Genomic DNA, 26,313 nt, shown 5'->3' on the forward strand with positions numbered 1-26,313 from the left:
CGTTCGGGGTCACGGAAGGAGGGCGGTCAGCCGACGGGCTGTCCGCCCTTCAGCATATGGCGGACGCGTCCCTGTACGGGCAGCCCGTCAAAGGGCGTGTTGCCCGCGCGCGCGACCATGCGGTCCGAATCGATCTTCCACGGCGCATCCGGATCGACCACGATCAGGTCGGCGGGCGCGCCGATCGCGATCGTGCCGGCGTCGAGCCCGAGCAGCGCGGCCGGATTGGCAGCCAGCAGCGTGAACAGGCGCGCATGATCGATCAGGCCGTCGCGCACGAGGCCGAGCGTCAGCGCAAGCAGCGTCTCGGCGCCAGCCATGCCCGGCGCGGCATCGGCGAAGGGCAGGCGCTTGTCCTCGGGACCGCGCGGGTCGTGGCCCGAACCGATCATGTCGATCGTGCCGTCGGCGATCGCCGCGAGCGCGGCCTGGCGGTCGGCTTCGTCGCGCAGCGGAGGCGACAGTCGCGCAAAGGTCCGGAAGTCCGACACAGCGATGTCCGACAGGAACAGATGTGCCGGCGTGATGCCGCACGTGACCTTGACCGTTCCCCTGGCCTTGGCCGCGCGGATCAGGTCGAAGCCTGCCGCGGTCGTTACCTGGCGGAAATGGATCGCCGCACCCGCGATCTCTGCAATCGCGATGTCTCGCGCGATCGCCATCGCCTCGGCCATCGCGGGCGCGCAGGGGAGTCCAAGCCGCGTCGCGGTCTCACCCGATGTGGCGACCGCACCCGCGGTCAGTCCGGCATCCTCGGCATGGGCGATCACGGTCAGCCCCAGCGGCGCGGCATAGGCAAGCGCACGACGCATCAGCCCCGAATCGGCGATCCATGCGCGGCCCGTCGCCACCGCGCGTGCGCCCGCGGAACGCATCAGCGCGTATTCGGCGACCTCCTCGCCGTTCAATCCGTGCGTGGCGGCGGCGATGGGGTGGACCCAGAGGTGATCGGGCTTGCCCGATGCCGCAGCGCGCTGGATCAGGCCGGGCTCGTCGAGTGAGGGCGACTGGTCGGGCATCAGCGCGACGCGCGTGATCCCGCCCTGGCGGCACGCCGCGGGATCGACCGCAAAGACGCCGAGGTCGATGATTCCGGGTGCGACGAGCGCGCCGTTGGCGTCGATGATCTCCGCATCCGGGGGAAGGTCGGATCCGCCGATCTCGGCGATGCTCTCGCCGCGGATCAGCACATTGGCCGCTACAGGTGCGCCCGAAGGCAGCACGACACGCCCATTCACGATTGCACGCGCCGTGCTCATGCCCAGCCCATCTCTTTGTTGGTCGGGCTGCTCAAGACCAGCCCAATCTCTTTGTTGGTCGGGCTGTTCAAGACCAGCCCTCCACGCCACGCTTGCGTCGCGTCAGCACGTCGAGGCAGGCCATGCGCACCGCCACGCCCATCTCGACCTGCTCGGTGATCGCCGAGCGTTCGGGATCGTCGGCGACGCTCGAGTCGATCTCGATGCCGCGGTTCATCGGGCCGGGGTGCATCACGAGCGCGTCGGGCGCCGCGCGCTCAAGCCGTTCGGGCGTCAGCCCCCAAAGCGCATGATATTCGCGCGGCGAGGGGACGAAACCACCCGCCATGCGCTCGTTCTGGAGCCGGAGCATCATCACGACATCGGCGCCCTCGATCCCGGCGTCGAAATCGGTGAAGGCGGTGACGCCCATCCGCTCGACCGCGGGTGGCATCAGCGTCGGTGGCGCGATCACGCGCACTTCGACCGCAAGCGCGGTAAGCGCAAGGATATTGGAGCGCGCGACGCGGCTGTGGAGAACGTCACCGCAGATCGCGACGCGCAGGCCGGCGATCCGGCCCTTGCGGCGGCGGATGGTGAGCGCGTCGAGCAGCGCTTGCGTCGGATGCTCATGACGCCCGTCGCCCGCGTTGAGCACGGGGCAGTCGACCTTGTCCGCGATCAGCTGCACCGCGCCCGAGCTCTGGTGGCGGATCACGATCACATCGGCGCGCATCGCATTGAGCGTGACCGCGGTGTCGATTAGCGTCTCGCCTTTCTTCACGCTCGATTGCGCGGCGTGCATGTTGACGACGTCGGCGCCCAGACGCTTGCCCGCGATCTCGAACGACAGCAGCGTGCGCGTCGAATTCTCGAAAAAGGCGTTGATCTGGGTCAGCCCCGAAAGTCGGCCGTCGTGCTTGCTCGCCTTGCGGTTGAGGTCGACCCATTGCTCGGCCTGGTCGAGCAGGAAGGCGATCTCATGCGGCTGAAGTCCCGAGATTCCGGTGAGGTGGCGATGCGGGAAAAGCTGCGCCTCGGTGATCCCGTGCGCGGATGGGGAGGATGTGTCTTGCATTAAAGCCGCCGCTTACGCTGAAGCGCTGCCGAGTTCAACCACCCGCCATCGCGAGGCCGTCGATTGCGCCCTGAAGAATGTGCGCCGCGGCGAGCGTATCGACGCGTTCCGCGCGTTTTGCGCGACTGAGATCGGCCTCGATCATCACGCGCTCGACCGCCACCGTCGACCAGCGCTCGTCCCAGAGCAGGATCGGCAGCGCCAGATCCTCGATATTGCGCGCAAAGGCGCGCGTGGACTGGCTGCGCGGCGATTCGGTGCCGTCGAGGTTGAGCGGCAGGCCGAGCACGATGCCGGCGACCTGCTGGCCGGCGATCATTGCGGCCAGCGCCGCCTTGTCCTTCGAGAATTTGGACCGCTTGATCGTCCCCGCGGGGCTCGCGAAGCTCCAGCCCGCGTCGCACAGCGCGGTGCCGATCGTCTTGGTGCCGAGGTCGAGCCCGATCAGCCGGCCGCCATCGGGCAGTGCGTCGCCAAAGGCACGCGAATCGCTCGTGATCATTGCTTCTTATAGGCAGCGACCCGCCGCGCCGCATCGGCGCGGACATTGGCCCAGAACAGGCTGTAATCATAGACATGGTAGTTGTTGCCGGGCAGCACATAGGGGCCGACTTCGGGCGGATCGCCGATCATCAGGAAGCCGTTGGGCGCGCAGCGCGCCGGGACCGCACCCCTGCTGAGCGTGGCGGTCTTCAGGTCGTCGGAGGGGACGAGCGTGCCCAGATTGGCGGTTGCCAGCGCCGCGGTGTCTGGCGCCCCCGTGACGGGGTTGGTGCAGACCATCGACGTCCCCTTGCGCGAATCTCCGTTGAGGCCGGTCGTCGCGTCATAGGTTTCCATGATCAATGAAGGATCGGCGGGTTCGGCAAAGCTCTGCCAGCTGAGCACGCATCCCGCCTGGTCGGGGCCCATGCATTCGGGCAGCCCGAGCGCCTTGATGTCGGTATCGCGCGAGACCGGCCAGCCGACGACATAGGCCGCAACAATCCGCTTCGCGACGGGCTTGCCCGCGACCTTTTCACGCAGCAGCCGCGTCAGGTGGAGCGCACCCTGGCTGTGCCCCGCCAGGATGATCGGACGATTCCTGGGGATCTCGAACAGGAATCGGTCGAACGCAGAGGCAATGTCGCCATAGGCGAGATCGAGCGCCTTTTCGGCCTCGGGCTTTTCGGTGAGGAAGGCGCCGAAGGTCGCCTGGCGATAACGCGGCGCCCAGATCTCTCCGACTTCGTTGAACGCGCTGGCCTGGCCGCGGAGGAACAGCGCGGCGCGATCGTTGGCTTCCTGATTCTCCAACGGCGCGTTCCAGCGCGCACGCTCAAGATAAGAGGTGGGGTGGATGAAGAAAACCGCCGCCTCGGGCCTGGCGCCGGGCGCAAAGCCTTCGGGCGTCCAAAGCGCGGGGTTGTCGGCAGTGTGGTCGGGGCGCGCGAGCCACATATCGGGCTCGGCATAGGCGCTCATCTGCACGCCCGGCTGGGGTACGAACGCGGTTGTCGGCACCATCGCGGTGCGCATGATCTGAACGCCGAACAGGCGGTAGGCAAAGGCGGCGGCAATAGCCAGCATGATCAAAATCGCAATCAGATAGAGGAATTTGCGCGCCAACGGGCATCCTTCCTATTGTGCAGTGCAGCATAAAACGGGCGGGCCGACAATTTCGTTCCTCTGCCGGACACATGCCCGCGGCGCAATCGGCAAGCGATGCAGGCAATGTCGAGGGCTGCATGAAATCTCCACTGGATTCGTATTGCCGTCCGAACGACAGTGCCGCCAGCGAGGGAGGATGAAAGCGTGACAACAGAAGCGGATAACGAACGCCCCGACTGGAACCTGCGCCCCTGGTTGCTTGCCGCAGCTGGAGCCATTGCGGGCATAATCATTCATCTGATCCTCGGCGATGCGCCGTTCTATTCCACGCCCCCGTCGGCCTTGAAGACCGCCAGCGTCGCCTTTGTCGGCTCGTTCGCGGTGCTGATCGGCTTCACGCTCGAGCGCGAACGCTGGCAGTGGTCGCTGGCTTTCTCCTTCATTTCCGCGCTCGCGATCGGGCTGATCCTCTACTGGAACGGCGCGCCCGATCAGTGGAGCGGGGGTGATGGCTGGCGCGTGGTCTGCATCTTCCTTGCGGTCGCGATCGCCGCGCCGCTGTTCCAGACCGCGCGCGATCAGGGCGCGCGGCGCTTCCCCTATGCCGAGGTCCACGGCCATGCGCTGACCAATGTCGTGATCTGGTGCGCTGGCTGGGCGTTTGTCGGCATCGCCTTCCTGCTGACCGCGCTGCTGTCCGAGCTGTTCGCGCTGATCAAGATCACGCTGCTCAAGGACCTGCTCGACGAGAACTGGTTCATCCGCGTGCTGATGGGCGCATCCTTCGGCGCCGCGGTCGGCATATTGCGCGAGCAGGACCGGATAGTGCGCGTGCTCCAGCGCATCATCGTGACGGTCCTGAGTGTGCTCGCCCCCGTGCTCGGCGGGGGGCTGCTGCTGTTCCTGCTGAGCTTGCCCTTCACGGGACTTTCGGCGCTGTGGGATGCGACAAAGGCGACGACGCCGATCCTGCTGTCCTGCGTGATCGGCGCGCTGATCCTCGCCAATGCGGTGATCGGCAACAGCGACGAGGAGGAGCGACGATCTCCGCCGCTGCGCTATGGCGCGATGGCGCTGGGGCTCGCGATGCTGCCGCTCGCGGTGATCGCGGCGATCTCGACGGGTCTTCGCATCGGTCAGTACGGCTTTACCCCCGATCGGCTCTGGGCGCTGGTGTTCGTGATCATCGCGTGTGCCTATGGCCTCGCCTATCTCGTGTCGCTGGCGCGCGGACGGATGAATTGGGCCGATCATCTGCGCCCCGCCAACCTCAACCTCGCCTTCGGACTGTGCGCGATCGCGCTGTTCCTCGCGCTGCCGATCCTGAGTTTCAACGCGATCTCGACGCGCGATCAGGTCGCGCGGCTGGAAAGCGGGAAGGTGACGCCGGAGAACTTCGATTGGGCCGCGTTGCGCTATGATTTCGGGGATGCCGGGCGCGCCGCGATCGACCGCCTGAAGGCCAGCAAGTCGGCTTCGATACGCACGGCCGCCGCAAAGGCGTTGCGGGCGGAGCGTCGCTGGGACATTGAGCAGCAGCAGAACGATGAACGAGCGGCGCGGGAAATGGACGCCCGTTTGCGCGTGATCCCGGCGGGTGCAGCTTTGCCTGAGGAGCTACGAATGGCGCTCGTCGAGTATTCGGTCTGCGGCCGTGAGGCATTTTGCGCGGTGCTCTATGATCAGAGCAAAGCAGAGGCGATCGCGCTCCGGCAGACCTGCGATCCCTCAGCGGTTGATTCAACGCGGCCAAAAAAAGGCGCGCAAGTGGACGTCATGTTTGCCGTCGAGGCTGACGATTGCGAACCTGCGGTCAAGCGGTTGAGAATCGTGAACGGCCGTTGGACCGACGACGCACCAGCATTGCCATCCGCCTTCAAAAAGGTACTCGCGGCATCGGTGGCGAGAGCTATCAGATCCGGGCCGATCGAGATCCGCGAGGTGACACGCCGGCAGGCCTTTCTCGACGGCAAGCCGGTGGGCGACGTCTTCGAGTAGCCTCGGCGCTTGAAGCGCGGCGCGGCGGGTGCTAGCCGCGCTGGCATCTGCCAGACCCGATTGAAGGCTTTCATGTCCGTCGATACCGCAACCGTGAAAAAGATCGCGAGCCTCGCGCGCATCGCCATGCGCGATGACGAGGCCGAGGCGATGGTGCCCGAGCTCAACAACATCCTTGGCTGGATCGAGCAGCTGGGCGAGGTCGACACCAGTGCAGTCGAGCCGATGACCGCGGTCATCCCCAATCATCTGCGCCTGCGCGAGGATATCGTGACCGACGGCAATTGCCGCGACAAGGTCCTCGCCAATGCGCCCCAGGCCGAACACGGCTTTTTCGCGGTTCCGAAGGTGATCGAATGATGGCGGGGCGCCAGCATTCGATCATCCCGGACTTGATCCGGGATCCATTCGCGCCTGCGTGTCAGGATTTGAAAATTCCGTGTTCATGGATGCTGAACCAAGTTCAGCATGACGAGGTAAAATAGTGTCCAGTTTGACTGACCTTGGCGTTGCCGCCATCCGCGACGGTGTGCGCGACGGCAGCTTTTCCGCGCGCGAAGTCGCGACCGCGTTCAACGATCGCGTCGCGAAGGCGAAGGCGCTCAACGCATTTCTCGTGGAAACCCCCGACCATGCGCTGAAGGCCGCCGATGCGGCCGACGCAGCGCGCGCCTCGGGCGATCTCAAGCCGCTGTCGGGCGTGCCGATAGGGATGAAGGACCTGTTCTGCACCGATGGCGTGCCGACGACCGCCGCCAGTGGCATCCTCGAGGGCTTCAAGCCGACCTATGAATCGACGGTCTCCGCCAATCTGTGGAAAGCGGGCGCGGGGATGCTTGGCAAGCTCAACCTCGACCAGTTCGCGATGGGCTCGTCCAACGAGACCAGCGCGTTCGGCAATGTGATCTCGCCCTGGCGGCGCAAGGACGGCGGTAATGCGCCGCTCGCGCCGGGCGGCTCCTCGGGCGGCAGCTCGTCGGCGATCTCGGCGCGGCTCTGCCCTGCGGCGACCGGCACCGACACGGGCGGCTCGATCCGCCAGCCCGCGTCGTTCACCGGTATATCGGGCATCAAGCCGACCTATGGCCGGTGCTCGCGCTGGGGCACGATCGCCTTCGCCAGCTCCCTTGATCAGGCGGGCCCGATGGCGCGCGACGTGCGCGACTGCGCGATCATGCTCGAGGCGATGGCGGGTTTCGACCCGAAGGATTCGACCTCGCTCGAATTGCCCGTGCCCACATGGGAAGCAGGATTGTCGAGCGATCTCAAGGGCAAGAAGATCGGTATTCCCAAGGAATATCGCGTCGACGGCATGCCGCACGAGATCGACACGCTGTGGGAGCAGGGCATCGCCTGGCTGAAGGACGCAGGCGCCGAGATCGTCACCGTCTCGCTGCCGCATACCAAATACGCGCTGCCCGCCTATTACATCATCGCGCCCGCGGAAGCGTCGTCCAACCTCGCGCGCTATGACGGCGTGCGCTACGGGCTGCGCGACCTGCCCGACGGCGCGGGCCTTCAGGACATGTACGCTGCGACGCGCGCCGCGGGCTTCGGGCCCGAGGTCAAGCGCCGCATCATGATCGGCACCTATGTGCTCTCGGCGGGCTTCTACGACGCCTATTACAACCAGGCGCAGAAGGTCCGCACGCTGATCGCGCGCGACTTCGACGAGGCATGGAAGAACTGCGATCTGCTGCTCGCGCCGACCGCGCCCTCCGCGGCGTTCGCGCTCGGCGAGAAGTCGGCGGATCCGCTCGCGATGTACCTCAACGACGTCTTCACCGTGCCGAGCTCGCTTGCGGGCCTGCCCGCCATGTCGGTGCCCGGCGGGCTCGACGCCCAGGGGCTGCCGCTGGGCCTCCAGATCATCGGCAAGGCATTGGACGAGCAGGGCGTGCTCAATGCCGGCCTCGCGATCGAGGAGCGCGCAGGCTTCACGGCGCGGCCGGAGCAGTGGTGGTGAGCATCCGCCTCTCCGGCGTCACCCCAGCGAAAGCTGGGATCCAGACGATGCCAGTGATGCGCGGTTGGGTTGAAAATATCGCTTGGACTCCAGCTTTCGCTGGGGTGACGAGGTTGAAATGACTGAGAGCACTTACAGAATTCAGGGCGCAACGGGCGATTGGGAGGTCGTGATCGGCCTCGAGGTCCATGCGCAGGTCACCTCCAACGCCAAGCTCTTCTCGGGCGCGGCGACCGCGTTCGGCGCGGAGCCCAACAGTCAGGTCTCGCTGGTCGACGCCGCGATGCCAGGCATGCTGCCCGTGCCCAACAGGGAATGCATCCGCCAGGCGGTGCGCACCGGCATGGCGATCGACGCACAGATCAACAAATGGTCACGCTTCGATCGCAAGAACTATTTCTACGCCGATCTGCCGCAGGGCTACCAGATCTCGCAGCTCTACCATCCGCTGGTAGGCGAGGGCGCGATCGAGGTCACGCTCGACGAGAAGGATCCCGACAGCGCGGTGAAGCGCATCGGCATCGAGCGAATCCATGTCGAGCAGGATGCGGGCAAGCTGATGCACGACCAGCATCCGACGCGCTCCTATGTCGATCTCAACCGGTCGGGCGTCGCGCTGATGGAAATCGTCTCGCGCCCTGACATGCGTTCGCCTGCCGAAGCAGGGGCTTATGTCAAGAAGTTAAGATCGATTCTCCGCTATGTCGGCTCGTGCGACGGCAATATGGAAGAGGGCTCGATGCGCGCCGACGTCAATGTCAGCGTGCGCAAGCCGGGCGAACCCTTCGGCACCCGGACCGAAACCAAGAACGTCAATTCGGTGCGCTTCGTCATGGCGGTGATCGAGCATGAGGCCAGCCGTCAGGTGGACGTGCTCGAATCGGGCGGCAAGATCGTCCAGGAGACGCGGCTGTACGATCCCGACCGCAACGAGACGCGGTCGATGCGCTCCAAGGAGGATGCGCACGACTATCGCTATTTCCCCGATCCCGACCTGTTGCCGCTCGAGCTCGACGACGCGTTCCTCGAGGAATGCCGCGCGTCGCTGCCCGAGCTGCCCGACGCCAAGCGCAAGCGCTACGAGGGCGAGCTGGGACTGACCGCCTACGCCGCCGCGGTGCTGACCGCCGAAGCCGAAACCGCGCGCTGGTATGAGGCGCTGCTCGCCGAATGCGGCGATCAGGGCATGGCCAAGGCCGCGTCCAACTGGCTGATTTCCGACCTGTTCGGCGCGCTCAACCGGCTCGGCCTCGATATCGAGCACAGCCCGGTTTCTCCGAAACAGGGCGCCGAACTGCTCAAGCTCGTCGCCGACGGCACGCTTTCGGGCACGCTTGCCAAGCAGGTCTTCGAGATCATGCTCGAGACGCGTCAGGACCCCGGCGTGATCGTTGAGGAAAAGGGCCTGAAGCAGACCAGCGACACCGGCGCGATCGAGGAAGTGATCGCGGGCGTGCTGGCCGCCAATGCCGACAAGGTCGAGCAGTACAAGGGCGGGAAGGAAGCGCTGTTCGGCTTCTTCGTAGGCCAGACGATGAAGGCGATGGGCGGCAAGGCCAATCCCAAGGTGGTCAACGATCTGCTCAAGAAGGCGCTGGGCTGAATTTGTAGCGTTACGGCTGCCCAACAAGCGGCCGTTACGCGTACATCTTGTACGCGCGTGAAATCAAATTAGAAATCCCTGTTGTTGACTTCGCGCGACTCGGTCTCGCGGTCGACAAAGGGGGAGGATTTCATGCTGCGCTTCTTGATTGCGCCGGCGCTTGCCGGTGCCATGTTCTTCAGCGTTCCCGCACATGCACAGATGGAAAGCTCGGCATCCAAGGCCGGTTTCGCGTTTCCCGCTGATCAGCCGGTAAAGATACTCGTTTTCCGGCCCGACGTGCAGGTCGGCGAGCAATCGACCGGCGGCCTCAACGAGCCCAATGCGGACTGGACGGCCGAAGCACGCAAGCAGCTGGCCGCCGCGCTAGAGCAGGCGCAGTCGCAACGTTCCAATGAACTGGTTGTGGTGCCAGAACTGGAGGGCGACCAGGCGGCGCTGCTTTCAGACTATCGTTCGCTCTTCAAGGCTGTGGCGGGTGCGGTGCTGACGCACAAGCTGTTTCCTGGCAACCGGCTGCCCACCAAGAGGGAGACCTTTAACTGGACGCTCGGTTCTGGTGCCTCCAAGCTCGGCGAGATGGGCGGGGGCAATTACGGCCTCTTCATCTATACCTATGACAGCTATGGCTCGGCCGGCCGCAAGGCGGCGCAGATCGTCGGCGCGATGTTCGGCGTCGGGATCAGTTCGGGTGTCCACATCGGCTATGCCGGGCTGGTCGATCTCAAGACCGGCGAGCTGGTCTGGATGAACGCCGACATGAAGATGGGCGGTGACGTCCGTGAAGCCGAGGGTGCGCAGAAGCGGATCACCCAGCTGCTGGAGGATTTCCCGCAGCGCGGAGGCATTGCAGCGACGCCAGCGGCGGCCAAGTGATGGCTCGCAGCCGTCGCTGGCTTGCGATCGCGCTGCTGGCAGCGGTTGCCGGCGCACTGCCTATGGGCGCCGGCGGCGCAGGCGCGGCCGACACCAAATTACCACCGTGGGCGAGCGGCTATCAGCCGCAGGATGCGGATGAACGCGGTCTGTGGATGGAAATGGACGAGGCCGAGCGCGAGCTGCGCGCATCGAACTTCGTGATCCGCGATCCAGCGCTCAACGCCTATGTAAAGGGGGTTCTTTGCCGCACCGTGGGCGAAGACAAGTGTGGGGCCGCCCGCATCTATCTCGTTCGGACGCCTTACTTCAACGCGAACATGGCGCCCAACGGGATGATGCAGGTCTGGACGGGCCTGCTGCTGCGCATGCGCGATGAATCGCAGCTCGCCGCGGTGCTTGCGCATGAATTTGCGCATTTCGAGCGTCGTCATTCCCTGCGTGTCTTCCGTGATATCCGCGCAAAGACCGACGCAATGGCGTGGCTGTCGTTCCTTCCCTATGGCGTCGGCATGCTTGCCCAGTTCGGCGTGCTTGGCTCTATCTTCCAGTTCAACCGCGAGATGGAGCGCGACGCGGATGCGGCGTCGATCCAGTTGCTCGTACATGGGGGCTATGCGCCGCGCGCCGCGCCGACGATCTGGACGCATTTCCGGGCCGAGATGGATGCGACCGCCGCCGAGCGGAAGCAAAAGAGCCGCAAGAATCGCAATGGCGGCTTCTTCGCGTCCCACCCCAATTCGGGGGAGCGCATGCAATATCTTTCCCAGCTTGCCGATGCGGTCCCCAATCCGGGCAACCGGACGGGCGAGACCGAGTATCGCGCGGCCATGTCGCAATGGTGGGCGCCGCTGATCGACGATCAGATCAAGCTCAACGATTTCGGTGCCACCGAATTCCTGCTCGGCAACCTTGCCACTGCGGGCTGGACAAGCGAACTGCTCTACGCCCGCGGTGAGCTCTATCGCGCGCGCGGCGCGCAAGGTGATTTCGACAAGGCCGCCGACTTCTATCGGCAGGCGATCGGCCATGGATCGACGCTCGCCGAGGCCCGGCGCGGGCTCGGGCTTGCACTGCTGCGTACAGGCGCGGCGGACGAGGGGCGCGGTCTCCTGAAGGAATATCTCAAACTGAAACCCGATGCCGTCGATCGATCGATGATGGCCATGCTGGCCGGAGGAGAATGAGAATGCGTAAGCTAGCCTTGGTGCTTTTGGGCGTTTCGCTGATGACTGTCCCCGCCGCTGCCGTGGCGGGCTGGAAGGTGATGGCCAGCAACCAGCCGGTACCCGTTGCGAAGAGTGGTCTCACCGTGACCCCGAAGAGCGATTGGAATCGCTGGTCGCGGCGCCCATCGAAAAAGGGCGAGCTCTGGACGCTCGACGGCGCGTCGCTCAATGAGCTGAGCTTCTTCGCGGGCGTGGTGAGCGGCGAAAGCCTCTACAAGGAGCGTGACAAGAAGAACCAGCCGCTGCCCAAGTTCGATACAAAGATGATCGCGCCAGACATCGTGCAGATGTTCGAGGCCTCAAACCGCATCATCCTGCAAACCTCGCTGTTCGAGATCGACAGCGTCGAACCGGCAAAGCTCGGCGGATATGACGGCGTTCATTTCACTTACCATTATGCTGTCCAGAGTGACGAAGTACGGCGCAAAGGCGAGGCGCGCGCAGCCGTAGTCAACGGCAAGCTGTACCTGATCAATTTCGTCGCGCCAGCCATCCATTATTATGACGCCGGCATCGGTGAGGCGCGGGCGATCATGGACAGCGCGAAGCTCTAGGCGGCGCAGGCGGTGGGGCACGCGGCGAAACGATCTGCGACGGCACTCCGCCTCGCGCTCGTGTTTGCGTTCGTCGCCTCGGCGCTTCCGGCGCCAGCGCGGTCGGAGCCGTCGGCCCGGCAGCCCCGGTTTTCGGTGGAACGCGTCGTTTCCGCCATCGAGCGGGGGACGACGATCGGGCGGAAGTCGGCGGGGCTGGCCTGCATTCCCAATGGCGGGCTGCGCTGGGGCGAGGATATCGCGGTGATTGGCGATGAAAGGCGTCTCGCACTGGTCGCCGCCGATGAGCTGGCACTGAGTGACTTTCCCGTTCGCATCGCAGATCGGTCGGAGGCCGTATTTGATTAGGCCAGGAACGGCCCGCAGCTGGCCTATCACGTCGGCGCCGAGGTTATCGGTGCGCAGTTCGACATCTGCCGCAAGCAATGGGCCTTCGGCAGCCGCGCAGTGAAAGGTTCGGGCAAGCTCGAAATGCGTTGGCATGTATTTTCCAGTCAGGCCGGCAGGACGATCCGCTCAGTGACCGTCGAGTGCAGCGCGAAACCAGTGGCCAAGCAGGAGAATTTTGCCGCACTTTTCGAGCACGTACTACGCAGCTGTGCGCGGCAGTTTGCGGCCGATACGGAAACAAGGGCGCTGCTGCGCGGAGCGGATAGCCTGTCGCAAGGCGGGCAATGAATGCGGAATATCGGGTCGGGGGGGCCTGCCGCAGCGATCTTGGCGCTGTCGCCCTTGCCCTTGGCGGCGCTCCTGCTATAGACGCCGCCGACCGGCGTTCCTCAAGCGGGCGTGGCGGAACTGGTAGACGCGCTGGATTTAGGTTCCAGTATCGCAAGATGTGGGGGTTCGAGTCCCTTCGCCCGCACCAGTTTCGTCACCGGATGAGCTTTGGGACAAGAGCCAGCCAGATTCCTGATAATGAAGGCGTTTGAGAAGAGATGCAGACTGTCGAGACGTTGAACGAGGGCCTCAAGCGGGCCTACACGCTCACCATCACCGCGAAGGATATCGACGCGCGGGTGGAGAAGGAAATCAAGACGGTGGCGCCGCAGGTGCGCATGCCCGGTTTCCGCCCCGGCAAGGTGCCCGCGAACCTCATCCGCAAGATGCACGGTCCCGCGCTCCAGCAGGACGCGCTCAACAACTCGATCCAGGAAGGCGTTCAGAAGCTGCTCGCCGACAACAAGCTGCGTCCCGCGATGCAGCCCTCTGTCGAGCTCGATGAGGGCTTCGAGTTCGGCAAGGATGCCGAGGTCAAGGTTGCGCTTGAAGTGCTGCCCGAAGTGCCCACCCCCTCGATCGACAACATCAAGCTTGAGCGGCTGACCGTCGAGATCGAGGAAGCCAAGGTCGACGAGGCGCTCGACAACATGGCGAAGTCCAACAAGCAGTTCGAGGACGCGCCTGAGAAGCACAAGGCCAAGGAAGGCGATCTGGTCGTCATGGACTTCGTCGGCAAGGTCGACGGCGTCGCCTTCGACGGTGGCACGGGTGAGGGCATGTCGGTCGAGATCGGCTCGGGCCGTCTGATCCCCGGTTTCGAGGACCAGCTCGTCGGCGTGAAGGCGGGCGACGAGAAGACGATCAACGTCACTTTCCCCGAGGATTACAATGTCGAGACGCTCAAGGGTAAGCCCGCGACGTTCGACCTGAAGATCACCCAGGTCCAAACGCCCAAGGAAGCCAAGGCGGATGAGGAGTTCGCCAAGTCGCTCGGCCTCGAGGGGCTCGAGCAACTCCGCGGCCTGATCAAGGGCCAGCTCGAGCAGGAATTGAACGGCCTGACGCGCACGCACATGAAGCGCAAGCTGCTCGACCAGCTCGCCGCTGCCCACGACTTCGAGGTTCCGCCCTCGATGGTCGAGGCCGAATTCAATCAGATCTGGGCGCAGCTCCAGCACGAGGCGAGCCACGAGGAAGATCCCGAGGCGGCGCTCAAGGAGATGGAAGCCGACCGCGACGACTATCACAACATCGCGGTGCGCCGCGTCCGCCTCGGCCTGCTCCTGTCGGAGATCGGTCAGGGCAACGGCGTCGAGGTCAGCGTTCAGGAGATGAACCGCCTGATCGCCCAGGCTGCGCAGCAGTACCGCCCCGAAGACCGCGAGCGCTTCGTCCAATATATCCAGCAGGAGCCGATGGCCGCAGCGCAGCTTCGCGCGCCGCTCTACGAGGACAAGGTTGTCGACTTCCTCTTCGGCAAGGCCGAGATCAGCGACCGCAGCGTGAGCCGCGAACAGCTCGAGGCCGAGATCGAGGCCGAGGATGACGGCCACGTGCACGGTCCGGGCTGTGGCCATGACCACGACCACGACCATGGCGACAAGCCCAAAGCCAAGAAGGCTGCGGCGAAGAAGGCTGACGCCGAGGAAAAGGCTGAAAAGCCCGCCAAGGCGAAGGCCGAGAAGGCCGACGACAAGGCCGAGAAGCCGGCGGCGAAGAAGGCTGCGGCAAAGAAGACCGATGCCGAACCCGCTGCGGACAAGAAGCCCGCCGCGAAGAAGCCGGCTGCCAAGAAGTAACGCGCAGGAACGGGGGGGAAATGGCACGGCCGGATAGCGTAAAGGCGGGCACCCTGTCCGCCGGGACCAGGGTCGCCGTTCTCCTCCCCTGCTATAATGAGGAAGCCGCGATCGCGCAGACGATCGCTGGCTTCCGCGCCGCGCTGCCCGATGCGGCGATCTATGTCTATGACAACAACAGCCGCGACCGCACCGTCGAGGTCGCGCGCGCCGCGGGCGCAATCGTCCGGACCGAGCGGATGCAGGGCAAGGGCCATGTCGTCCGCCGGATGTTCGCCGATATCGACGCCGACATCTATGTGATGGCCGATGGTGACGCGACCTATGACGCGGCCGCTGCGCCCGCGCTCGTCGCGCGGCTGTGGCAGGAACAGCTCGACATGGTCGTCGGTGCGCGCAAGTCCGAGGTGGAGGCGGCCTATCGCCGCGGCCATCGGTTCGGCAATGCGATGCTGACCGGGCTGCTGGCGCGGCTGTTCGGTCGAACTTTCAGCGATATTCTATCGGGTTATCGCGTTTTCTCGCGACGGTTTGTAAAGAGCTTTCCAGTGCTCTCAGGCGGTTTCGAGATCGAGACCGAGATCAGCGTCCACGCGCTCGAACTCAAGATGCCCGTCGCCGAGGAGATCACGCAATATGGCGCGCGCCCCGAGGGTTCGGTTTCGAAACTCTCGACCTATCGCGATGGGATTCGCATCCTCAACATGATCGTCACGCTGTTCCGCAACGAACGCCCTGCGCTGTTCTTCGGAATCCTTGCGGCGCTGCTGGCCTCGTTGTCGATCATCCTCGCCATCCCGCTCGCGATCGATTATCTCCAGACCGGGCTGGTGCCCCGGCTGCCCACCGCGGTACTCGTCACGGGGTTGATGATCCTCGCTTTCCTTAGTCTTTTCAGCGGGCTCATCCTTGACACCGTCGTGCGGGGCCGTCGCGAGATCCGGCGGCTGGCCTATCTGGCGCAGCCCGCGCCTGCATCGGAAAGCCGGGATTTTCCGTTTCGGGCTGAATAATTTTGTTCCCAGCACCGATGACGTGCCCGGACAGTTCGGCTATACCCGCCTGACCGCCACGATGCGGGCATCAGCTTCCCGGATATCGGGACCATGCCGGCATCCGGGTTCGCCCCCTTGAACTGGCCAGAGCAAACGCCGATGTTGGGGGAACAAAACGGGCAAAGGACAGATTCTCCACATGCATCCTCTTCAAGACGCTCTCGTCCCCATCGTCATCGAGCAATCGAACCGCGGCGAGCGCAGCTTCGACATCTATTCGCGGCTGCTGCGCGAGCGGATCATCTTCGTGACCGGGCAGGTCGAGGACCATATGGCCTCGCTGATCACCGCGCAGCTGCTGTTCCTTGAGTCGGAGAATCCGAAGAAGGACATCTACATGTACATCAACTCGCCGGGCGGCGTGGTGACGGCGGGCATGGCGATCCATGATACCATGCAGTATATCCGCCCGCGCGTCGGTACGGTGTGCATCGGCCAGGCGGCATCGATGGGCAGCTTCCTGCTTGCGGCGGGTGAGCCCGGGATGCGCATGGCGCTGACCAATTCGCGGATCATGATCCACCAGCCTTCGGGCGGTGCGCAGGGTCAGGCGACCGATATCGAAATCCAGGCGAAGGAAATCCTGCGCATCCGGCACCGGATGAACGAGCTCTACGCAAAATATACCGGCCAGCCGCTCGAGACGATCGAGAACGCCATGGAACGCGACAAGTTCATGTCGTCGGACGAGGCCAAGGCATTCGGCATCGTCGACGAGGTGTTCGACAAGCGCCCGATGCCCGCCGAGGAGCCTGCGGCGGCTGCGTGATGCGGTTACCGGAAATTCGCCATTGTGAGATAGAAGCAACGCGGTTTAGGATGACCGCGTTGCAAATGGCCCCTGTGCGGGGCCCAAGGATGTTTAGATGACAAAGTTGAGCGGCGGCGATTCGAAGAGCACCTTGTACTGCTCGTTCTGCGGAAAGTCGCAGCACGAGGTGCGCAAGCTGATCGCCGGACCGACCGTCTTCATCTGCGATGAGTGCGTTGACCTGTGCAACGACATCATCCGCGAGGAGACCAAGACCGCGCTCGTCAGCAAGAAGGACGGAGGCGTCCCGACGCCGATGGAAATCTGCGACGTGCTCGACGACTATGTCATCGGCCAGAAGCAGGCCAAGCGTGTCCTCTCGGTGGCGGTCCACAACCACTACAAGCGGTTGAACCACGGCGCCAAGGGCACCGATGTCGAGCTTGCCAAGTCGAACATCCTGCTCGTCGGCCCCACGGGCTGCGGCAAGACGCTGCTTGCGCAGACGTTGGCGCGCATCCTCGACGTGCCCTTCACCATGGCTGATGCGACGACGCTCACCGAGGCGGGCTATGTCGGCGAGGATGTCGAGAACATTATCCTGAAGCTGCTCCAGGCGTCCGACTACAATGTCGAGCGCGCGCAGCGCGGCATCGTCTATATCGACGAGATCGACAAGATCAGCCGCAAGGCCGAAAATCCCTCGATCACGCGCGACGTGTCGGGCGAGGGCGTGCAGCAGGCGCTGCTCAAGCTGATGGAAGGCACCACCGCCTCCGTTCCGCCGCAGGGCGGCCGCAAGCACCCGCAGCAGGAGTTCCTGCAGGTCGACACGACCAACATCCTGTTCATCTGCGGCGGCGCCTTTGCGGGGCTGGAAAAGATCATCGCGGACCGCCTGCAGGGCAAGTCGATCGGCTTCGGCGCCTATGTCGCCGCGCCCGAGGAACGCCGCACCGGCGAGATCCTGCGCCAGGGCGAGCCCGAGGATCTGCTCAAGTTCGGCCTGATCCCCGAATTTGTCGGCCGTCTGCCCGTCATCGCGACGCTCGAGGACCTCGACACCGACGCGCTGGTCAAGATCCTGTCCGAACCCAAGAACGCGCTGGTCAAGCAGTACCAGAAGCTGTTCGAGATGGAGGACGTGAAGCTGGGCTTCACCGACGACGCGCTCACCTCGGTCGCCCGCAAGGCGATCGACCGCAAGACCGGCGCGCGCGGGCTTCGCTCGATCCTCGAAGGCATCCTGCTCGACACCATGTTCGACCTGCCGTCGATGGACGGCGTCGACGAGGTGATGATCGACAAAGATGTCGTAGAGGGGCGCAAGGACCCCGTCCGCGTCTTCTCGAAGAAGGAAAAGGCCAAGGCGGGCGACGCCGCCTGAGCCAAATTGACGCGCGTCAACGCCGTCCTTGCCATTTAACAATAGTGCGCGTGGCAGCTTTCGGGCGGCCACGCGCGATTGTTGCCAGCGTCAACACACAGTCCGGTTTGACGCGCTAAAAGTTATGGTGTTGCGTTGCTTCATTGATCGGCAAGGCGCGCACGCCCATATACGCAACATGCGTTTCCGGAGTCCTCATGTCCAATAGCTACCCCGTCCTGCCCCTGCGCGACATCGTTGTCTTTCCACACATGATCGTTCCGCTCTTCGTGGGACGCGACAAATCGGTGGTGGCGCTTGAACGTGCAATGGAGGCGAACAAGGAAATTTTCCTTGTAGCTCAGCTGGATCCGGCCGAGGACGACCCCGGCCGCGAGGATTTGTACGATCTCGGTGTGATTGCGACGGTGCTGCAGCTTCTCAAGCTGCCCGACGGCACGGTGCGGGTGCTTGTCGAAGGGCAGCAGCGCGCCTCGCTCGAGTCGCTCGACATGATCGACGACCATGTGACCGCGGTGGTGGCGCCGATCGAGGAGCGCGCCGCCGAAGGCAACGAGATACAGGCGCTGATGCGCTCGGTGGTCGAGCAGTTCGAGAATTACGCCAAGCTCAACAAGAAGCTGCCCGCCGAAACCGCGGTGCAGCTCAGCGAGATCGAGGACGCATCGCGCCTCGCCGACTCGGTCGCCTCCAACATCTCGATCAAGGTGTCCGACAAGCAGACATTGCTCGTCGAACTCGATCCCGCGCGGCGTCTGGAGATGGCATTCGCCTTCATGGAAGGCGAACTGGGCGTGCTCCAGGTCGAGAAGAAGATCCGCAGCCGCGTGAAGCGGCAGATGGAGAAGACGCAGCGCGAATATTATCTCAACGAACAGTTGAAGGCGATCCAGCGCGAACTGGGCAATGAGGGCGAGGAAGGCGAGGGCGACGAAATCGCCGAGCTGACCCAGAAGATCGCGACGCTCAAACTGTCCAAGGAGGCGCGCGCCAAGGCGACCGCCGAGCTCAAGAAATTGAAGACGATGGCGCCGATGTCCGCCGAGGCAACGGTCGTGCGCAATTATCTCGACGTGCTGCTCGGCCTGCCCTGGGGCAAAAAGTCCAAGCTCAAGAAGGATATCGCGCAGGCGCAGGCGGTGCTCGACGAGGACCATTATGCGCTTGAGAAGGTCAAGGACCGCATCGTCGAGTATCTCGCGGTCCAGGCGCGCACCAACAAGCTCAAGGGCCCGATCCTGTGCCTCGTCGGTCCTCCGGGCGTCGGCAAGACCTCGCTCGGCCGCAGCATCGCCAAGGCGTGCGGGCGCGAGTTCGTGCGCCAGTCGCTGGGCGGCGTGCGCGACGAGGCGGAGATTCGTGGCCACCGGCGGACCTATATCGGCTCGCTGCCGGGCAAGATCGTGTCCAACCTGAAAAAGGCAGGCACGTCCAACCCGCTGTTCCTGCTCGACGAGATCGACAAGCTGGGCCAGGACTTCCGCGGCGATCCGGCGTCGGCGCTGCTTGAGGTGCTCGATCCCGAACAGAATTCGAAGTTCCAGGATCATTATCTGGAGATCGATATCGATCTTTCGGACATAATGTTCGTCACCACCGCGAACTCGCTCAACCTGCCGCAGCCGCTGCTCGACCGCATGGAGATCATCCGGCTCGAGGGTTACACCGAGGACGAGAAGGTCGAGATCGCCAAGCGCCACCTGCTCACCAAGCAGATAGAAGCGCATGGGCTCAAGCCCGGCGAATTCGAGCTGACCGACGAGGGGCTGCGCGCGCTGATCCAGCACTACACGCGCGAAGCCGGCGTCCGCACGCTCGAGCGCGAGATCGCCAAGCTTGCGCGCAAGGCGCTGCGCCGGATCCTGGAAGGCAAGATCGAGCGTGCAGTTATCACCCCCGAGAACCTTTCCGAATATGCAGGCGTGCTGAAATATCGCCACGGGCTCAGCGAAGAGGAGAATGAGATCGGCGCGGTCACCGGGCTCGCCTGGACCGAGGTCGGCGGCGAGCTGCTGACGATCGAGGCGGTCACAGTGCCTGGCAAGGGTCTGGTCAGGACGACCGGCAAGCTCGGCGAGGTGATGACCGAGTCGGTGCAGGCCGCATTCTCGTTCGTCCGTGCGCGCGCCCCGGCCTATGGCATCAAGCCGAGCCTGTTCGGACGCAAGGATATCCACATCCACCTGCCCGAAGGCGCGGTGCCCAAGGATGGTCCGTCGGCGGGCATCGGCATGGTGACCACGATCGTCTCGACGCTCACCGGCATTCCGGTGCGGCGCGAGGTTGCGATGACGGGCGAAGTGACATTGCGCGGCCGCGTGCTGCCGATCGGCGGGCTCAAGGAAAAGCTGCTCGCGGCGTTGCGTGGCGGTATCGAGACCGTGTTGATCCCGGCCGAGAACGAGAAGGATCTCGTCGAGATTCCGCAGAACATCAAGGACGGGCTCAAGATCGTTCCGGTCAAGCATGTTGACGAGGTTCTGGCGCTCGCGCTCACCGATTCGCTGCAGCCGATCGACTGGAGCGAAGCCGACGAGCTGGCGGCGCAACCGCCACAAACGGGGGCTTCTGGGTTATCCGACGGGGATCAGCTACGCCATTGACCCCGATTCGGCCGAAAAAACGCGGTTTCCGAGGGGTTTTTTGGCGGAATGTGACGGTTTTGCTTTGACAGGCCCGCAAAGCTCCGCCTTAACTACGCGCCGGCCAAACAAAGCCGAAAGTTGAATCATTCACAACAAGACCAAGGGGGTTCCCAGGGCATGAACAAGCAAGAGCTCATCGGCGCGGTCGCCGATGCATCGGGCCTGAGCAAGAGCGACGCCAGCAAAGCTGTTGAAGGCGTGTTCGACGCCATCACCGGCGCGCTGAAGAAGGGCGACGAAGTGCGCCTGGTCGGTTTTGGCACGTTCTCGGTTTCCAAGCGCAAGGCCTCGACGGGCCGCAACCCGCGCACCGGCGAAGCGATGACCATCAAGGCATCGACGCAGCCGAAGTTCAAGGCCGGCAAGGGCCTGAAGGACGCCGTCAACTAATCGGCTATTCCCCCGGCGGCAGAACCGCCGGGGTGAAAGCTCCGTCCGGTCGCGAGACCGGAGAAACGCTTCGGCCGTATAACTCGACTGAAGCGCTGGGCGGCGTGACGGGCGCCGCCTTTTCTTTTGAGCGGGATATTGCGGGGGTGCGATTCTCCCGTTATGGACCCGGCTCCGGCCCGATGGCGACAACGCCTTGGCCGTCCAGGCGTGGGCGCGTAGCTCAGTGGTAGAGCACACCCTTCACACGGGTGGGGTCGTAGGTTCAATCCCTACCGCGCCCACCACGCTTCGGGCTGTTGCCCATTTTCCGGATCATCAGCATCGCGTCACGCACGGTATCGCGTTTTACGCGTTGATGGTGCTGACGTGTCGCGTCCTCAGAGCCGGCGCGTCGTATGCCGAAAATACGCAGCGATCGTCGTATAACGGGTTGACATGATATAAAGTAACCCTAAGCAGCGCGGGCAGTAAAGGAGTAGCCATGAAACCGTCCGTGCTCGTCGCCCTGCTTTTCTCGACCGTTGCGATGCCCGCCTTCGCTCAGGCGCAAAACGATGACGCGCAGTCCGAAACGCCTTCGGTGCCGGTGATGCATACCGAGGATTCGGCGGACATCATCGTCACCGGCCTCCAGCGTCAGCGCGGCGACCTGCTCGCGGGCGTGTCGGTGCTGAGCGGCACCGATCTCGATGCCGCGCGGCGAACCTCGATCGGCGAGACGCTGGCATCGCTGCCAGGCGTGAGCGCGACATCCTTCGGCCCCTCGGCATCGCGACCGATCCTCCGCGGGCTGCAGGCCGACCGCATTCGTGTACTCATCGACGGGATCGGCAGCTTCGACGCCTCGGGCTCGAGCGTCGACCATGCCGTCAGCATCAACCCGCTGACCGCCGAACGTATCGAAGTGCTGCGCGGTCCGACCGCGTTGCTCTACGGCTCCTCGGCGATCGGGGGTGTGGTCAGCGTTATCGACAATCGTATCCCGCGCGCGGTGCCCGATGAGCCGGTGCACCTCCAGGTTGATGCCGATTATGGCACCGCCGCGGATGAGCGACGCGTCGCTGGCGCGGTCGACGTGCCCGTGGGCGGCGGCTTGGTGCTGCACGCGGACGGCAGCTATGCAAAGACAGATGATCTGCGGGCGGGGGGCTTCCTGTTGAGCAAGCCGCTGCGCGAACAGGCCGCGCTGTCCGCGGACCCCGATATCCGCGCGCTTGCGGACCTTCGCGGCGACATTCCCAACACCGCATCCGAATCGAGCGAGGTTGCGCTGGGCGCCGCCTATGTCGCGGAGGGCGGCAATATCGGCATCTCGTTCGCGCGCAGCGACAACAATTATGGCGTGCCGATCCGTTATTCGCTCGATCCCGCGATCGAGGCCGAGGCGCCGACGCTCGATGTCCGCCAGTACCGCGCCGATGTTCGTGCCGAGATCACGCCTGCCAGTGGTTTTCTCGACGCGATCCGCTTTCGCGGTGGCTATGGCGACTATCGCCACTTCGAGATCGAGGACACCGGCGAGATCGCCACGCGCTTCTACAACAAGGGCATGGAGGGGCGGCTTGAATTCTCACAGCGCAAGCAGGGCGCGTGGAGCGGCGCCTTTGGCGCGCAATATCTGACGCGCGATTTCGAGGCGATCGGCGAGGAGGCGTTCCTGCCGCCGACGAGCACCGAGCAGGGCGGCATCTTCACCGTCCAGAATTTCGATTTCGGGCGCCTCCACGCTGAGGTCGGCGGACGCTACGAGCACAGCAATATCCAGGCGGCCGCCAGCGACCAGCTCGGCACAGTCGCGGCGGAGCGTAGCTTCAACACCTTCTCGGCGTCGCTCGGCGGGCAATATGAACTGGTCGACGGGTGGAAGCTCGGCGTGAACCTGACCCACAGCGAGCGCGCCCCGACGGCGGAGGAGCTCTTCGCCAACGGCCCGCATCTCGCGACGCAGGCCTTCGAGGTAGGCGATCCCGATTTCGGCAAGGAAAAGAGCAATGGCGCCGAGCTGACGCTGCGCGGCCGCCTGCCGGGCTTCTCGGTCGAAGCCTCCGCCTATTACAATGATTTCTCCAACTTCATCTATCAGGCGCCCACGGGAGATATCGCGGATGACCTGCCGGTCTTCGCCTATTTCGCCAATGGCGCGAAGCAATATGGCTTCGAGGCCGAGGTCAACGCCACGGTCGCACAGCTTGGCGAGGGCAAGATCGTCGCTGACGGCATTGTCGACTATGTCCGCGTCAAGATCGACGGCGCGGGCTCGGCGCCCTTCATCCCGCCGCTGCGACTGCTCGGCGGGCTCGAATACCAGTCCGACCCGCTGATCGGCCGTGTCGAGGTCGAACATGTCACCAAACAGGACAAGATCGCGAAGTTCGAGACCGAAACGCCCGCCTATACGCTCGTCAACGCCCGCGTCGAATGGCGCCCGATGGGCCCCGACGGGCTGCTGACGCTGCGGTTGGCCGCCAACAACATCTTCGACGTGACGGCGCGGCGCCACAGCTCATTCCTGAAAGATTATGCGCCGCTCGCGGGTCGCGATTTCCGCATCGGTGCAAGCATACGTTTCTAGGCCCAAACGCGAACTCGTGGTGTTGGCGGTTGCGTAACCCGGTCGGCAGTCCCTATCTGGCTGCAACGGAATTACAGACAACAGGGCAATTGCATATATGACTGCCACCCATTCGACCCGCATGCTCATTCTCGGTTCGGGCCCCGCCGGCCTGAGTGCGGCCATCTATGGCGCGCGCGCGGGCCTTGCGCCGATCGTCGTTCAGGGCCTGCAGCCGGGCGGCCAGCTGACCATCACCACCGATGTCGAGAATTATCCGGGCTTCCGCGACGTCATCCAGGGCCCCTGGCTGATGGAGGAGATGCGCGCCCAGGCCGAGCACGTCGGCGCGCAGATGATGTATGACCAGATCGTCGAGATTGACCTGACCCAGCGTCCCTTCCGCCTGATCGGCGACGGCGGCACGGTTTACAGCGGCGACACGCTGGTGATCGCGACGGGCGCGTCGGCCAAATGGCTCGGGCTCGAGAGCGAGGTGCTGCTCCAGGGCAAGGGCGTGTCGGCCTGCGCCACCTGTGACGGTTTCTTCTATCGCGGCAAGAAGGTCGTCGTCATCGGCGGCGGCAACACCGCGGTCGAGGAGGCGATCTACCTCACCAACCACAGCCATGACGTCACGCTGATCCACCGCCGCGATTCGCTGCGCGCCGAGAAGATCCTGCAGGACCGCCTGTTCGCGCATCCCAATATCAAGGTGCTGTGGAACAAGTCGGTCGAGCGTTTCGTGGGCGGTGGCGACCCGGTCGGGCTGGTCGGGCTCGATCTCAAGGACACGGTGACGGGCGAGATCTCGCATATCGAGGCCGATGGCGGTTTCGTCGCGATCGGCCATTCGCCTGCGACCGAGATCTTTCGGGGCAGCCTCGAACTGGACAGCGACGGCTACATCGCGGTCGATACGGGCTCGACCCGGACCAGCGTGCCCGGCGTGTTCGCGTGCGGCGACGTGATGGACAAGATCTATCGCCAGGCGGTGACCGCTGCCGGCACGGGGTGCATGGCCGCGCTCGACGCCGAACGCTTCCTCGCCGAAGCCGATTTCGAGCTAGAACCCGCCTGACGCCGCCTCGAGCGCTGCGATGACGCCGGCGAGCAGCGCCTCGGCATCGCCCGGCGCTGCAAAGCTATGCGATGCAGTGTCGATTTCTTCGACAATGAAGCGTGCGCTCGTGCGCAGCGCCGCGAACGCCGGAGATTGCCAGCGTTCGGCAAAGGCGAGGGCGGTCGCATCGTTGCTTGCGAGGATGAGGCGGACGGGCAGGGCGCTTGCGGCCAGTCCATCGCGCAACCGCGTGGCCATGTCGCTCGGCTTGGGAGCTATCGACATCGCGCCCAGGCCCTTGAAAAGCCGTGCCAGATCGACGTCGCCGCGTAGCAGCCGCAGCCATTCGCGCGGATCGCGCAGCTTGCGGCTGTAACGCGCCTTGATCGCGGCGGTTGGCGGGAGCCCCTGTTCGGTGTCGAACAGCCAGGGATTGGCGAGTATCAGCGCGGCGGCGCTAATCCTGTGGTGGAACAGCCCGAGCGCGGTGGCGGCGTCGCAATTGCCGAACGCGACGATATACCGCAACGTGGGCATCGCATTCCGGAACGCAGTCGACGCTGCGGCGATATCATCGGCGCTTGTCGCATAGCCCCCGTTCTCACCTTCGCTGTCGCCCACGCCGCGCCGGTCGAAGCGCAATACGGGAAAACCCTGCGCCGCGACGCCTGCGGCCAAACGGGCCATGCCGGCATGCGCACCCGCCGCAATCTCGTTGCCTCCCGACACGATCAGCAGCCCGGTGTCGCGCGGCGCCACATCAAGCATGCCCGCAAGTTCCGCCCCGGCACAGACGAAGCTCAGCGCCTGCCGCATGCTTCTATCCAATGTTCGATATCTTCAGTAACAGATTGACATAAAACGGGATCGTGATCGGGTTCGCTGCGGCGCCAGAGCGGGATTCCGGCGAGACGGGCATCGGCAGGCAGGGCATCGCCGTCGAGGCGGAGCGTGCGGATTGCGCCCTCGTCAACCGGCGTCGCTGCCTTCATCCCGGAGAGCAGCGCGGGGCTAAACCGATGCCCTGCGACCTCGAAGGGGCGCGACAGCGCTTCGGCCTCGAGCTGTGCGGTCGACGCGTTCCGGCCCGCCTCACGATCGGCCGCCATCCGAACGCGCAACAATTCGCGGAGCAGCGCATCGCCCCGGGCCGGCGTGAGGCGCCAGCGGCTGACGGCGTCGGTCGCGCTATCCAGCAACGCGCCCCCGCGGATACTCACGACATGGTATGGCTGTCCGATCGACGTCCCCGCGGCGGCGGCGGCGGCGCGCCAGTCCGACCAATGTGCCGCGTCGAGCGGCGTCGTGCTTTCAAGCGTTCCGGGCAGATCGGGAAGGAAGCAGCAAAACCCGCGGCGCGCGAGCCCGCGCATGGCTTCGATCAGGAAATGCCGGGTGCGATTGGCTTCTTCCAACAGCGGCGCGAGCAACAATATGGCGCGGTCCCCGGGCGTGCCGATCCGGACAATCCGTTCATGCGCGTCACGCCAGCGATAGGCGATCGAGGCGCGCTCCGTCTGGCTCACCCAAGCGCCTTGGCAGTCGTGAAGCGCACCAGATTGCCAAAGGTTTCGAGCATTTCGCCATCGACCTCGTCATCATCGATGATGATGCCCAGCCGATCCTCGATCTCGGTGAGCAGGCCGGCCACTGCCATGGAATCGAGTTCGGGAAGTGCGCCGAACAGCAGGCTGTTGTCGTCAAAGGCAGCGACGCGCTCGGGCTTCAGGCCCAATATGTCGCGCAGTACCGCGCGCACCGCATCCTCGATCTCGACGGCTTCGGCAGACTTCACACGCAATCCCCTTGCTGCA

At 64.5% G+C, this 26,313-nt stretch carries 24 protein-coding genes and 2 tRNA genes; 19 read left to right on the top strand and 7 right to left on the bottom strand.

The annotated features are described in order from the left end of the window. Positions 1 to 26: 26 nt before the first annotated feature. The 4 genes from AC3WJD_RS00090 to AC3WJD_RS00105 all read right to left on the bottom strand — a co-directional run bounded on the left by AC3WJD_RS00090 (position 27) and on the right by AC3WJD_RS00105 (position 3,924). Entirely contained in the window at positions 27 to 1,259 is a 1,233-nt protein-coding gene (locus AC3WJD_RS00090; RefSeq protein ID WP_492743372.1) for a dihydroorotase, read from the bottom strand. A gap of 67 nt (positions 1,260 to 1,326) precedes the next feature. After that, positions 1,327 to 2,316 (bottom strand): aspartate carbamoyltransferase catalytic subunit, encoded by a 990-nt coding sequence (locus AC3WJD_RS00095; RefSeq protein WP_492743374.1) that lies wholly within the window; start codon positions 2,314 to 2,316, stop codon positions 1,327 to 1,329. A gap of 34 nt (positions 2,317 to 2,350) precedes the next feature. Continuing rightward, on the bottom strand, positions 2,351 to 2,818 hold the full coding sequence (gene ruvX / locus AC3WJD_RS00100) for a Holliday junction resolvase RuvX (protein WP_492743376.1): 468 nt from the start codon (positions 2,816 to 2,818) through the stop codon (positions 2,351 to 2,353). Continuing rightward, positions 2,815 to 3,924 (bottom strand): DUF3089 domain-containing protein, encoded by a 1,110-nt coding sequence (locus tag AC3WJD_RS00105; protein ID WP_492743378.1) that lies wholly within the window; start codon positions 3,922 to 3,924, stop codon positions 2,815 to 2,817. Before AC3WJD_RS00105 ends, ruvX begins: the two co-directional genes overlap by 4 nt. A 186-nt stretch (positions 3,925 to 4,110) precedes the next feature. Here AC3WJD_RS00105 and AC3WJD_RS00110 point away from each other — a divergent pair, with 186 nt between their 5' ends. From AC3WJD_RS00110 to trxB, 19 genes are all read left to right on the top strand, one after another. After that, complete coding sequence (locus AC3WJD_RS00110) at positions 4,111 to 5,904, top strand: DUF4153 domain-containing protein (protein WP_492743380.1); 1,794 nt, start codon at positions 4,111 to 4,113, stop codon at positions 5,902 to 5,904. A gap of 72 nt (positions 5,905 to 5,976) precedes the next feature. After that, positions 5,977 to 6,264 (top strand): Asp-tRNA(Asn)/Glu-tRNA(Gln) amidotransferase subunit GatC, encoded by a 288-nt coding sequence (gene gatC, locus AC3WJD_RS00115; RefSeq protein WP_492743382.1) that lies wholly within the window; start codon positions 5,977 to 5,979, stop codon positions 6,262 to 6,264. Between the two features lie 124 nt (positions 6,265 to 6,388). Next, positions 6,389 to 7,870 carry an Asp-tRNA(Asn)/Glu-tRNA(Gln) amidotransferase subunit GatA gene (gene gatA, locus AC3WJD_RS00120; RefSeq protein WP_492743384.1) on the top strand — a complete coding sequence of 494 codons (1,482 nt, stop codon included), beginning with the start codon at positions 6,389 to 6,391 and terminating at the stop codon, positions 7,868 to 7,870. Positions 7,871 to 7,988: 118 nt separating this feature from the next. Beyond that, complete coding sequence (gene gatB, locus AC3WJD_RS00125) at positions 7,989 to 9,473, top strand: Asp-tRNA(Asn)/Glu-tRNA(Gln) amidotransferase subunit GatB (protein ID WP_492743386.1); 1,485 nt, start codon at positions 7,989 to 7,991, stop codon at positions 9,471 to 9,473. A 132-nt stretch (positions 9,474 to 9,605) separates the two neighbouring features. Further along, positions 9,606 to 10,349, top strand: a complete 744-nt coding sequence (locus AC3WJD_RS00130) for a hypothetical protein (RefSeq protein WP_492743388.1) — start codon at positions 9,606 to 9,608, stop codon at positions 10,347 to 10,349. Further along, entirely contained in the window at positions 10,349 to 11,536 is a 1,188-nt protein-coding gene (locus AC3WJD_RS00135) for a M48 family metallopeptidase (protein WP_492743389.1), read from the top strand. Before AC3WJD_RS00130 ends, AC3WJD_RS00135 begins: the two co-directional genes overlap by 1 nt. 2 nt (positions 11,537 to 11,538) lie before the next feature. Beyond that, positions 11,539 to 12,132, top strand: a complete 594-nt coding sequence (locus AC3WJD_RS00140; RefSeq protein WP_492743391.1) for a hypothetical protein — start codon at positions 11,539 to 11,541, stop codon at positions 12,130 to 12,132. 12 nt (positions 12,133 to 12,144) lie between these two features. After that, entirely contained in the window at positions 12,145 to 12,480 is a 336-nt protein-coding gene (locus tag AC3WJD_RS00145) for a hypothetical protein (protein WP_492743393.1), read from the top strand. Between the two features lie 99 nt (positions 12,481 to 12,579). Next, the gene (locus AC3WJD_RS00150) at positions 12,580 to 12,810 is read left to right on the top strand and encodes a hypothetical protein (RefSeq protein ID WP_492743395.1); all 231 of its coding nucleotides are present in this window, start codon (positions 12,580 to 12,582) and stop codon (positions 12,808 to 12,810) included. A gap of 105 nt (positions 12,811 to 12,915) precedes the next feature. Then, positions 12,916 to 13,000 (top strand) — tRNA-Leu (locus AC3WJD_RS00155). 70 nt (positions 13,001 to 13,070) lie between these two features. Further along, the gene (gene tig, locus AC3WJD_RS00160) at positions 13,071 to 14,654 is read left to right on the top strand and encodes a trigger factor (RefSeq protein ID WP_492743397.1); all 1,584 of its coding nucleotides are present in this window, start codon (positions 13,071 to 13,073) and stop codon (positions 14,652 to 14,654) included. 20 nt (positions 14,655 to 14,674) lie between these two features. Next, positions 14,675 to 15,667, top strand: coding sequence for a glycosyltransferase family 2 protein (locus tag AC3WJD_RS00165; RefSeq protein WP_492743399.1), 993 nt, complete (start codon positions 14,675 to 14,677; stop codon positions 15,665 to 15,667). Between the two features lie 181 nt (positions 15,668 to 15,848). Continuing rightward, a complete protein-coding gene (gene clpP, locus AC3WJD_RS00170; RefSeq protein WP_241630518.1) occupies positions 15,849 to 16,478 on the top strand; it encodes an ATP-dependent Clp endopeptidase proteolytic subunit ClpP in 630 nt (209 codons plus the stop codon). A 97-nt stretch (positions 16,479 to 16,575) separates the two neighbouring features. After that, complete coding sequence (clpX, locus tag AC3WJD_RS00175) at positions 16,576 to 17,847, top strand: ATP-dependent Clp protease ATP-binding subunit ClpX (protein ID WP_492743404.1); 1,272 nt, start codon at positions 16,576 to 16,578, stop codon at positions 17,845 to 17,847. Between the two features lie 197 nt (positions 17,848 to 18,044). Then, positions 18,045 to 20,450 (top strand): endopeptidase La, encoded by a 2,406-nt coding sequence (lon, locus tag AC3WJD_RS00180; protein WP_492743406.1) that lies wholly within the window; start codon positions 18,045 to 18,047, stop codon positions 20,448 to 20,450. Between the two features lie 159 nt (positions 20,451 to 20,609). Continuing rightward, the gene (locus AC3WJD_RS00185) at positions 20,610 to 20,882 is read left to right on the top strand and encodes an HU family DNA-binding protein (protein WP_119763562.1); all 273 of its coding nucleotides are present in this window, start codon (positions 20,610 to 20,612) and stop codon (positions 20,880 to 20,882) included. 212 nt (positions 20,883 to 21,094) lie between these two features. Further along, positions 21,095 to 21,169 (top strand) — tRNA-Val (locus AC3WJD_RS00190). Positions 21,170 to 21,366: 197 nt separating this feature from the next. Next, a complete protein-coding gene (locus tag AC3WJD_RS00195; protein WP_492743410.1) occupies positions 21,367 to 23,457 on the top strand; it encodes a TonB-dependent receptor in 2,091 nt (696 codons plus the stop codon). Between the two features lie 97 nt (positions 23,458 to 23,554). Beyond that, positions 23,555 to 24,517, top strand: a complete 963-nt coding sequence (gene trxB / locus AC3WJD_RS00200) for a thioredoxin-disulfide reductase (RefSeq protein ID WP_492743411.1) — start codon at positions 23,555 to 23,557, stop codon at positions 24,515 to 24,517. Here trxB and AC3WJD_RS00205 read toward each other — a convergent pair. Genes AC3WJD_RS00205 through AC3WJD_RS00215 form a run of 3 tightly spaced genes read right to left on the bottom strand, consistent with a single transcriptional unit; the run spans position 24,503 to position 26,300 of the window. Further along, positions 24,503 to 25,315, bottom strand: a complete 813-nt coding sequence (locus AC3WJD_RS00205; RefSeq protein ID WP_492743413.1) for a hydrolase 1, exosortase A system-associated — start codon at positions 25,313 to 25,315, stop codon at positions 24,503 to 24,505. The genes trxB and AC3WJD_RS00205 overlap by 15 nt on opposite strands. Beyond that, positions 25,300 to 26,025: an alpha/beta hydrolase family protein gene (locus AC3WJD_RS00210; RefSeq protein WP_492743414.1), complete on the bottom strand. Its 726-nt coding sequence runs from the start codon at positions 26,023 to 26,025 to the stop codon at positions 25,300 to 25,302. Before AC3WJD_RS00210 ends, AC3WJD_RS00205 begins: the two co-directional genes overlap by 16 nt. Next, positions 26,022 to 26,300, bottom strand: a complete 279-nt coding sequence (locus AC3WJD_RS00215; RefSeq protein ID WP_492743416.1) for an acyl carrier protein — start codon at positions 26,298 to 26,300, stop codon at positions 26,022 to 26,024. Before AC3WJD_RS00215 ends, AC3WJD_RS00210 begins: the two co-directional genes overlap by 4 nt. Between the last annotated feature and the right edge of the window lie 13 nt (positions 26,301 to 26,313).

The organism is Sphingobium sp. FW306-1B-F04DB, assembly GCF_058781925.1.

Bases quoted from the DNA above. Each gene is read 5' to 3' on its own strand.
- AC3WJD_RS00090 (WP_492743372.1), bottom strand. From the start codon at position 1,259: ATGAGCACGGCGCGTGCAATCGTGAATGGGCGTGTCGTGCTGCCTTCG.
- AC3WJD_RS00095 (WP_492743374.1), bottom strand. From the start codon at position 2,316: ATGCAAGACACATCCTCCCCATCCGCGCACGGGATCACCGAGGCGCAG.
- ruvX (WP_492743376.1), bottom strand. From the start codon at position 2,818: ATGATCACGAGCGATTCGCGTGCCTTTGGCGACGCACTGCCCGATGGC.
- gatC (WP_492743382.1), top strand. From the start codon at position 5,977: ATGTCCGTCGATACCGCAACCGTGAAAAAGATCGCGAGCCTCGCGCGC.
- gatB (WP_492743386.1), top strand. From the start codon at position 7,989: ATGACTGAGAGCACTTACAGAATTCAGGGCGCAACGGGCGATTGGGAG.
- AC3WJD_RS00130 (WP_492743388.1), top strand. From the start codon at position 9,606: ATGCTGCGCTTCTTGATTGCGCCGGCGCTTGCCGGTGCCATGTTCTTC.
- AC3WJD_RS00135 (WP_492743389.1), top strand. From the start codon at position 10,349: ATGGCTCGCAGCCGTCGCTGGCTTGCGATCGCGCTGCTGGCAGCGGTT.
- AC3WJD_RS00140 (WP_492743391.1), top strand. From the start codon at position 11,539: ATGCGTAAGCTAGCCTTGGTGCTTTTGGGCGTTTCGCTGATGACTGTC.
- tig (WP_492743397.1), top strand. From the start codon at position 13,071: ATGCAGACTGTCGAGACGTTGAACGAGGGCCTCAAGCGGGCCTACACG.
- AC3WJD_RS00165 (WP_492743399.1), top strand. From the start codon at position 14,675: ATGGCACGGCCGGATAGCGTAAAGGCGGGCACCCTGTCCGCCGGGACC.
- clpP (WP_241630518.1), top strand. From the start codon at position 15,849: ATGCATCCTCTTCAAGACGCTCTCGTCCCCATCGTCATCGAGCAATCG.
- clpX (WP_492743404.1), top strand. From the start codon at position 16,576: ATGACAAAGTTGAGCGGCGGCGATTCGAAGAGCACCTTGTACTGCTCG.
- lon (WP_492743406.1), top strand. From the start codon at position 18,045: ATGTCCAATAGCTACCCCGTCCTGCCCCTGCGCGACATCGTTGTCTTT.
- AC3WJD_RS00185 (WP_119763562.1), top strand. From the start codon at position 20,610: ATGAACAAGCAAGAGCTCATCGGCGCGGTCGCCGATGCATCGGGCCTG.
- AC3WJD_RS00195 (WP_492743410.1), top strand. From the start codon at position 21,367: ATGAAACCGTCCGTGCTCGTCGCCCTGCTTTTCTCGACCGTTGCGATG.
- trxB (WP_492743411.1), top strand. From the start codon at position 23,555: ATGACTGCCACCCATTCGACCCGCATGCTCATTCTCGGTTCGGGCCCC.
- AC3WJD_RS00205 (WP_492743413.1), bottom strand. From the start codon at position 25,315: ATGCGGCAGGCGCTGAGCTTCGTCTGTGCCGGGGCGGAACTTGCGGGC.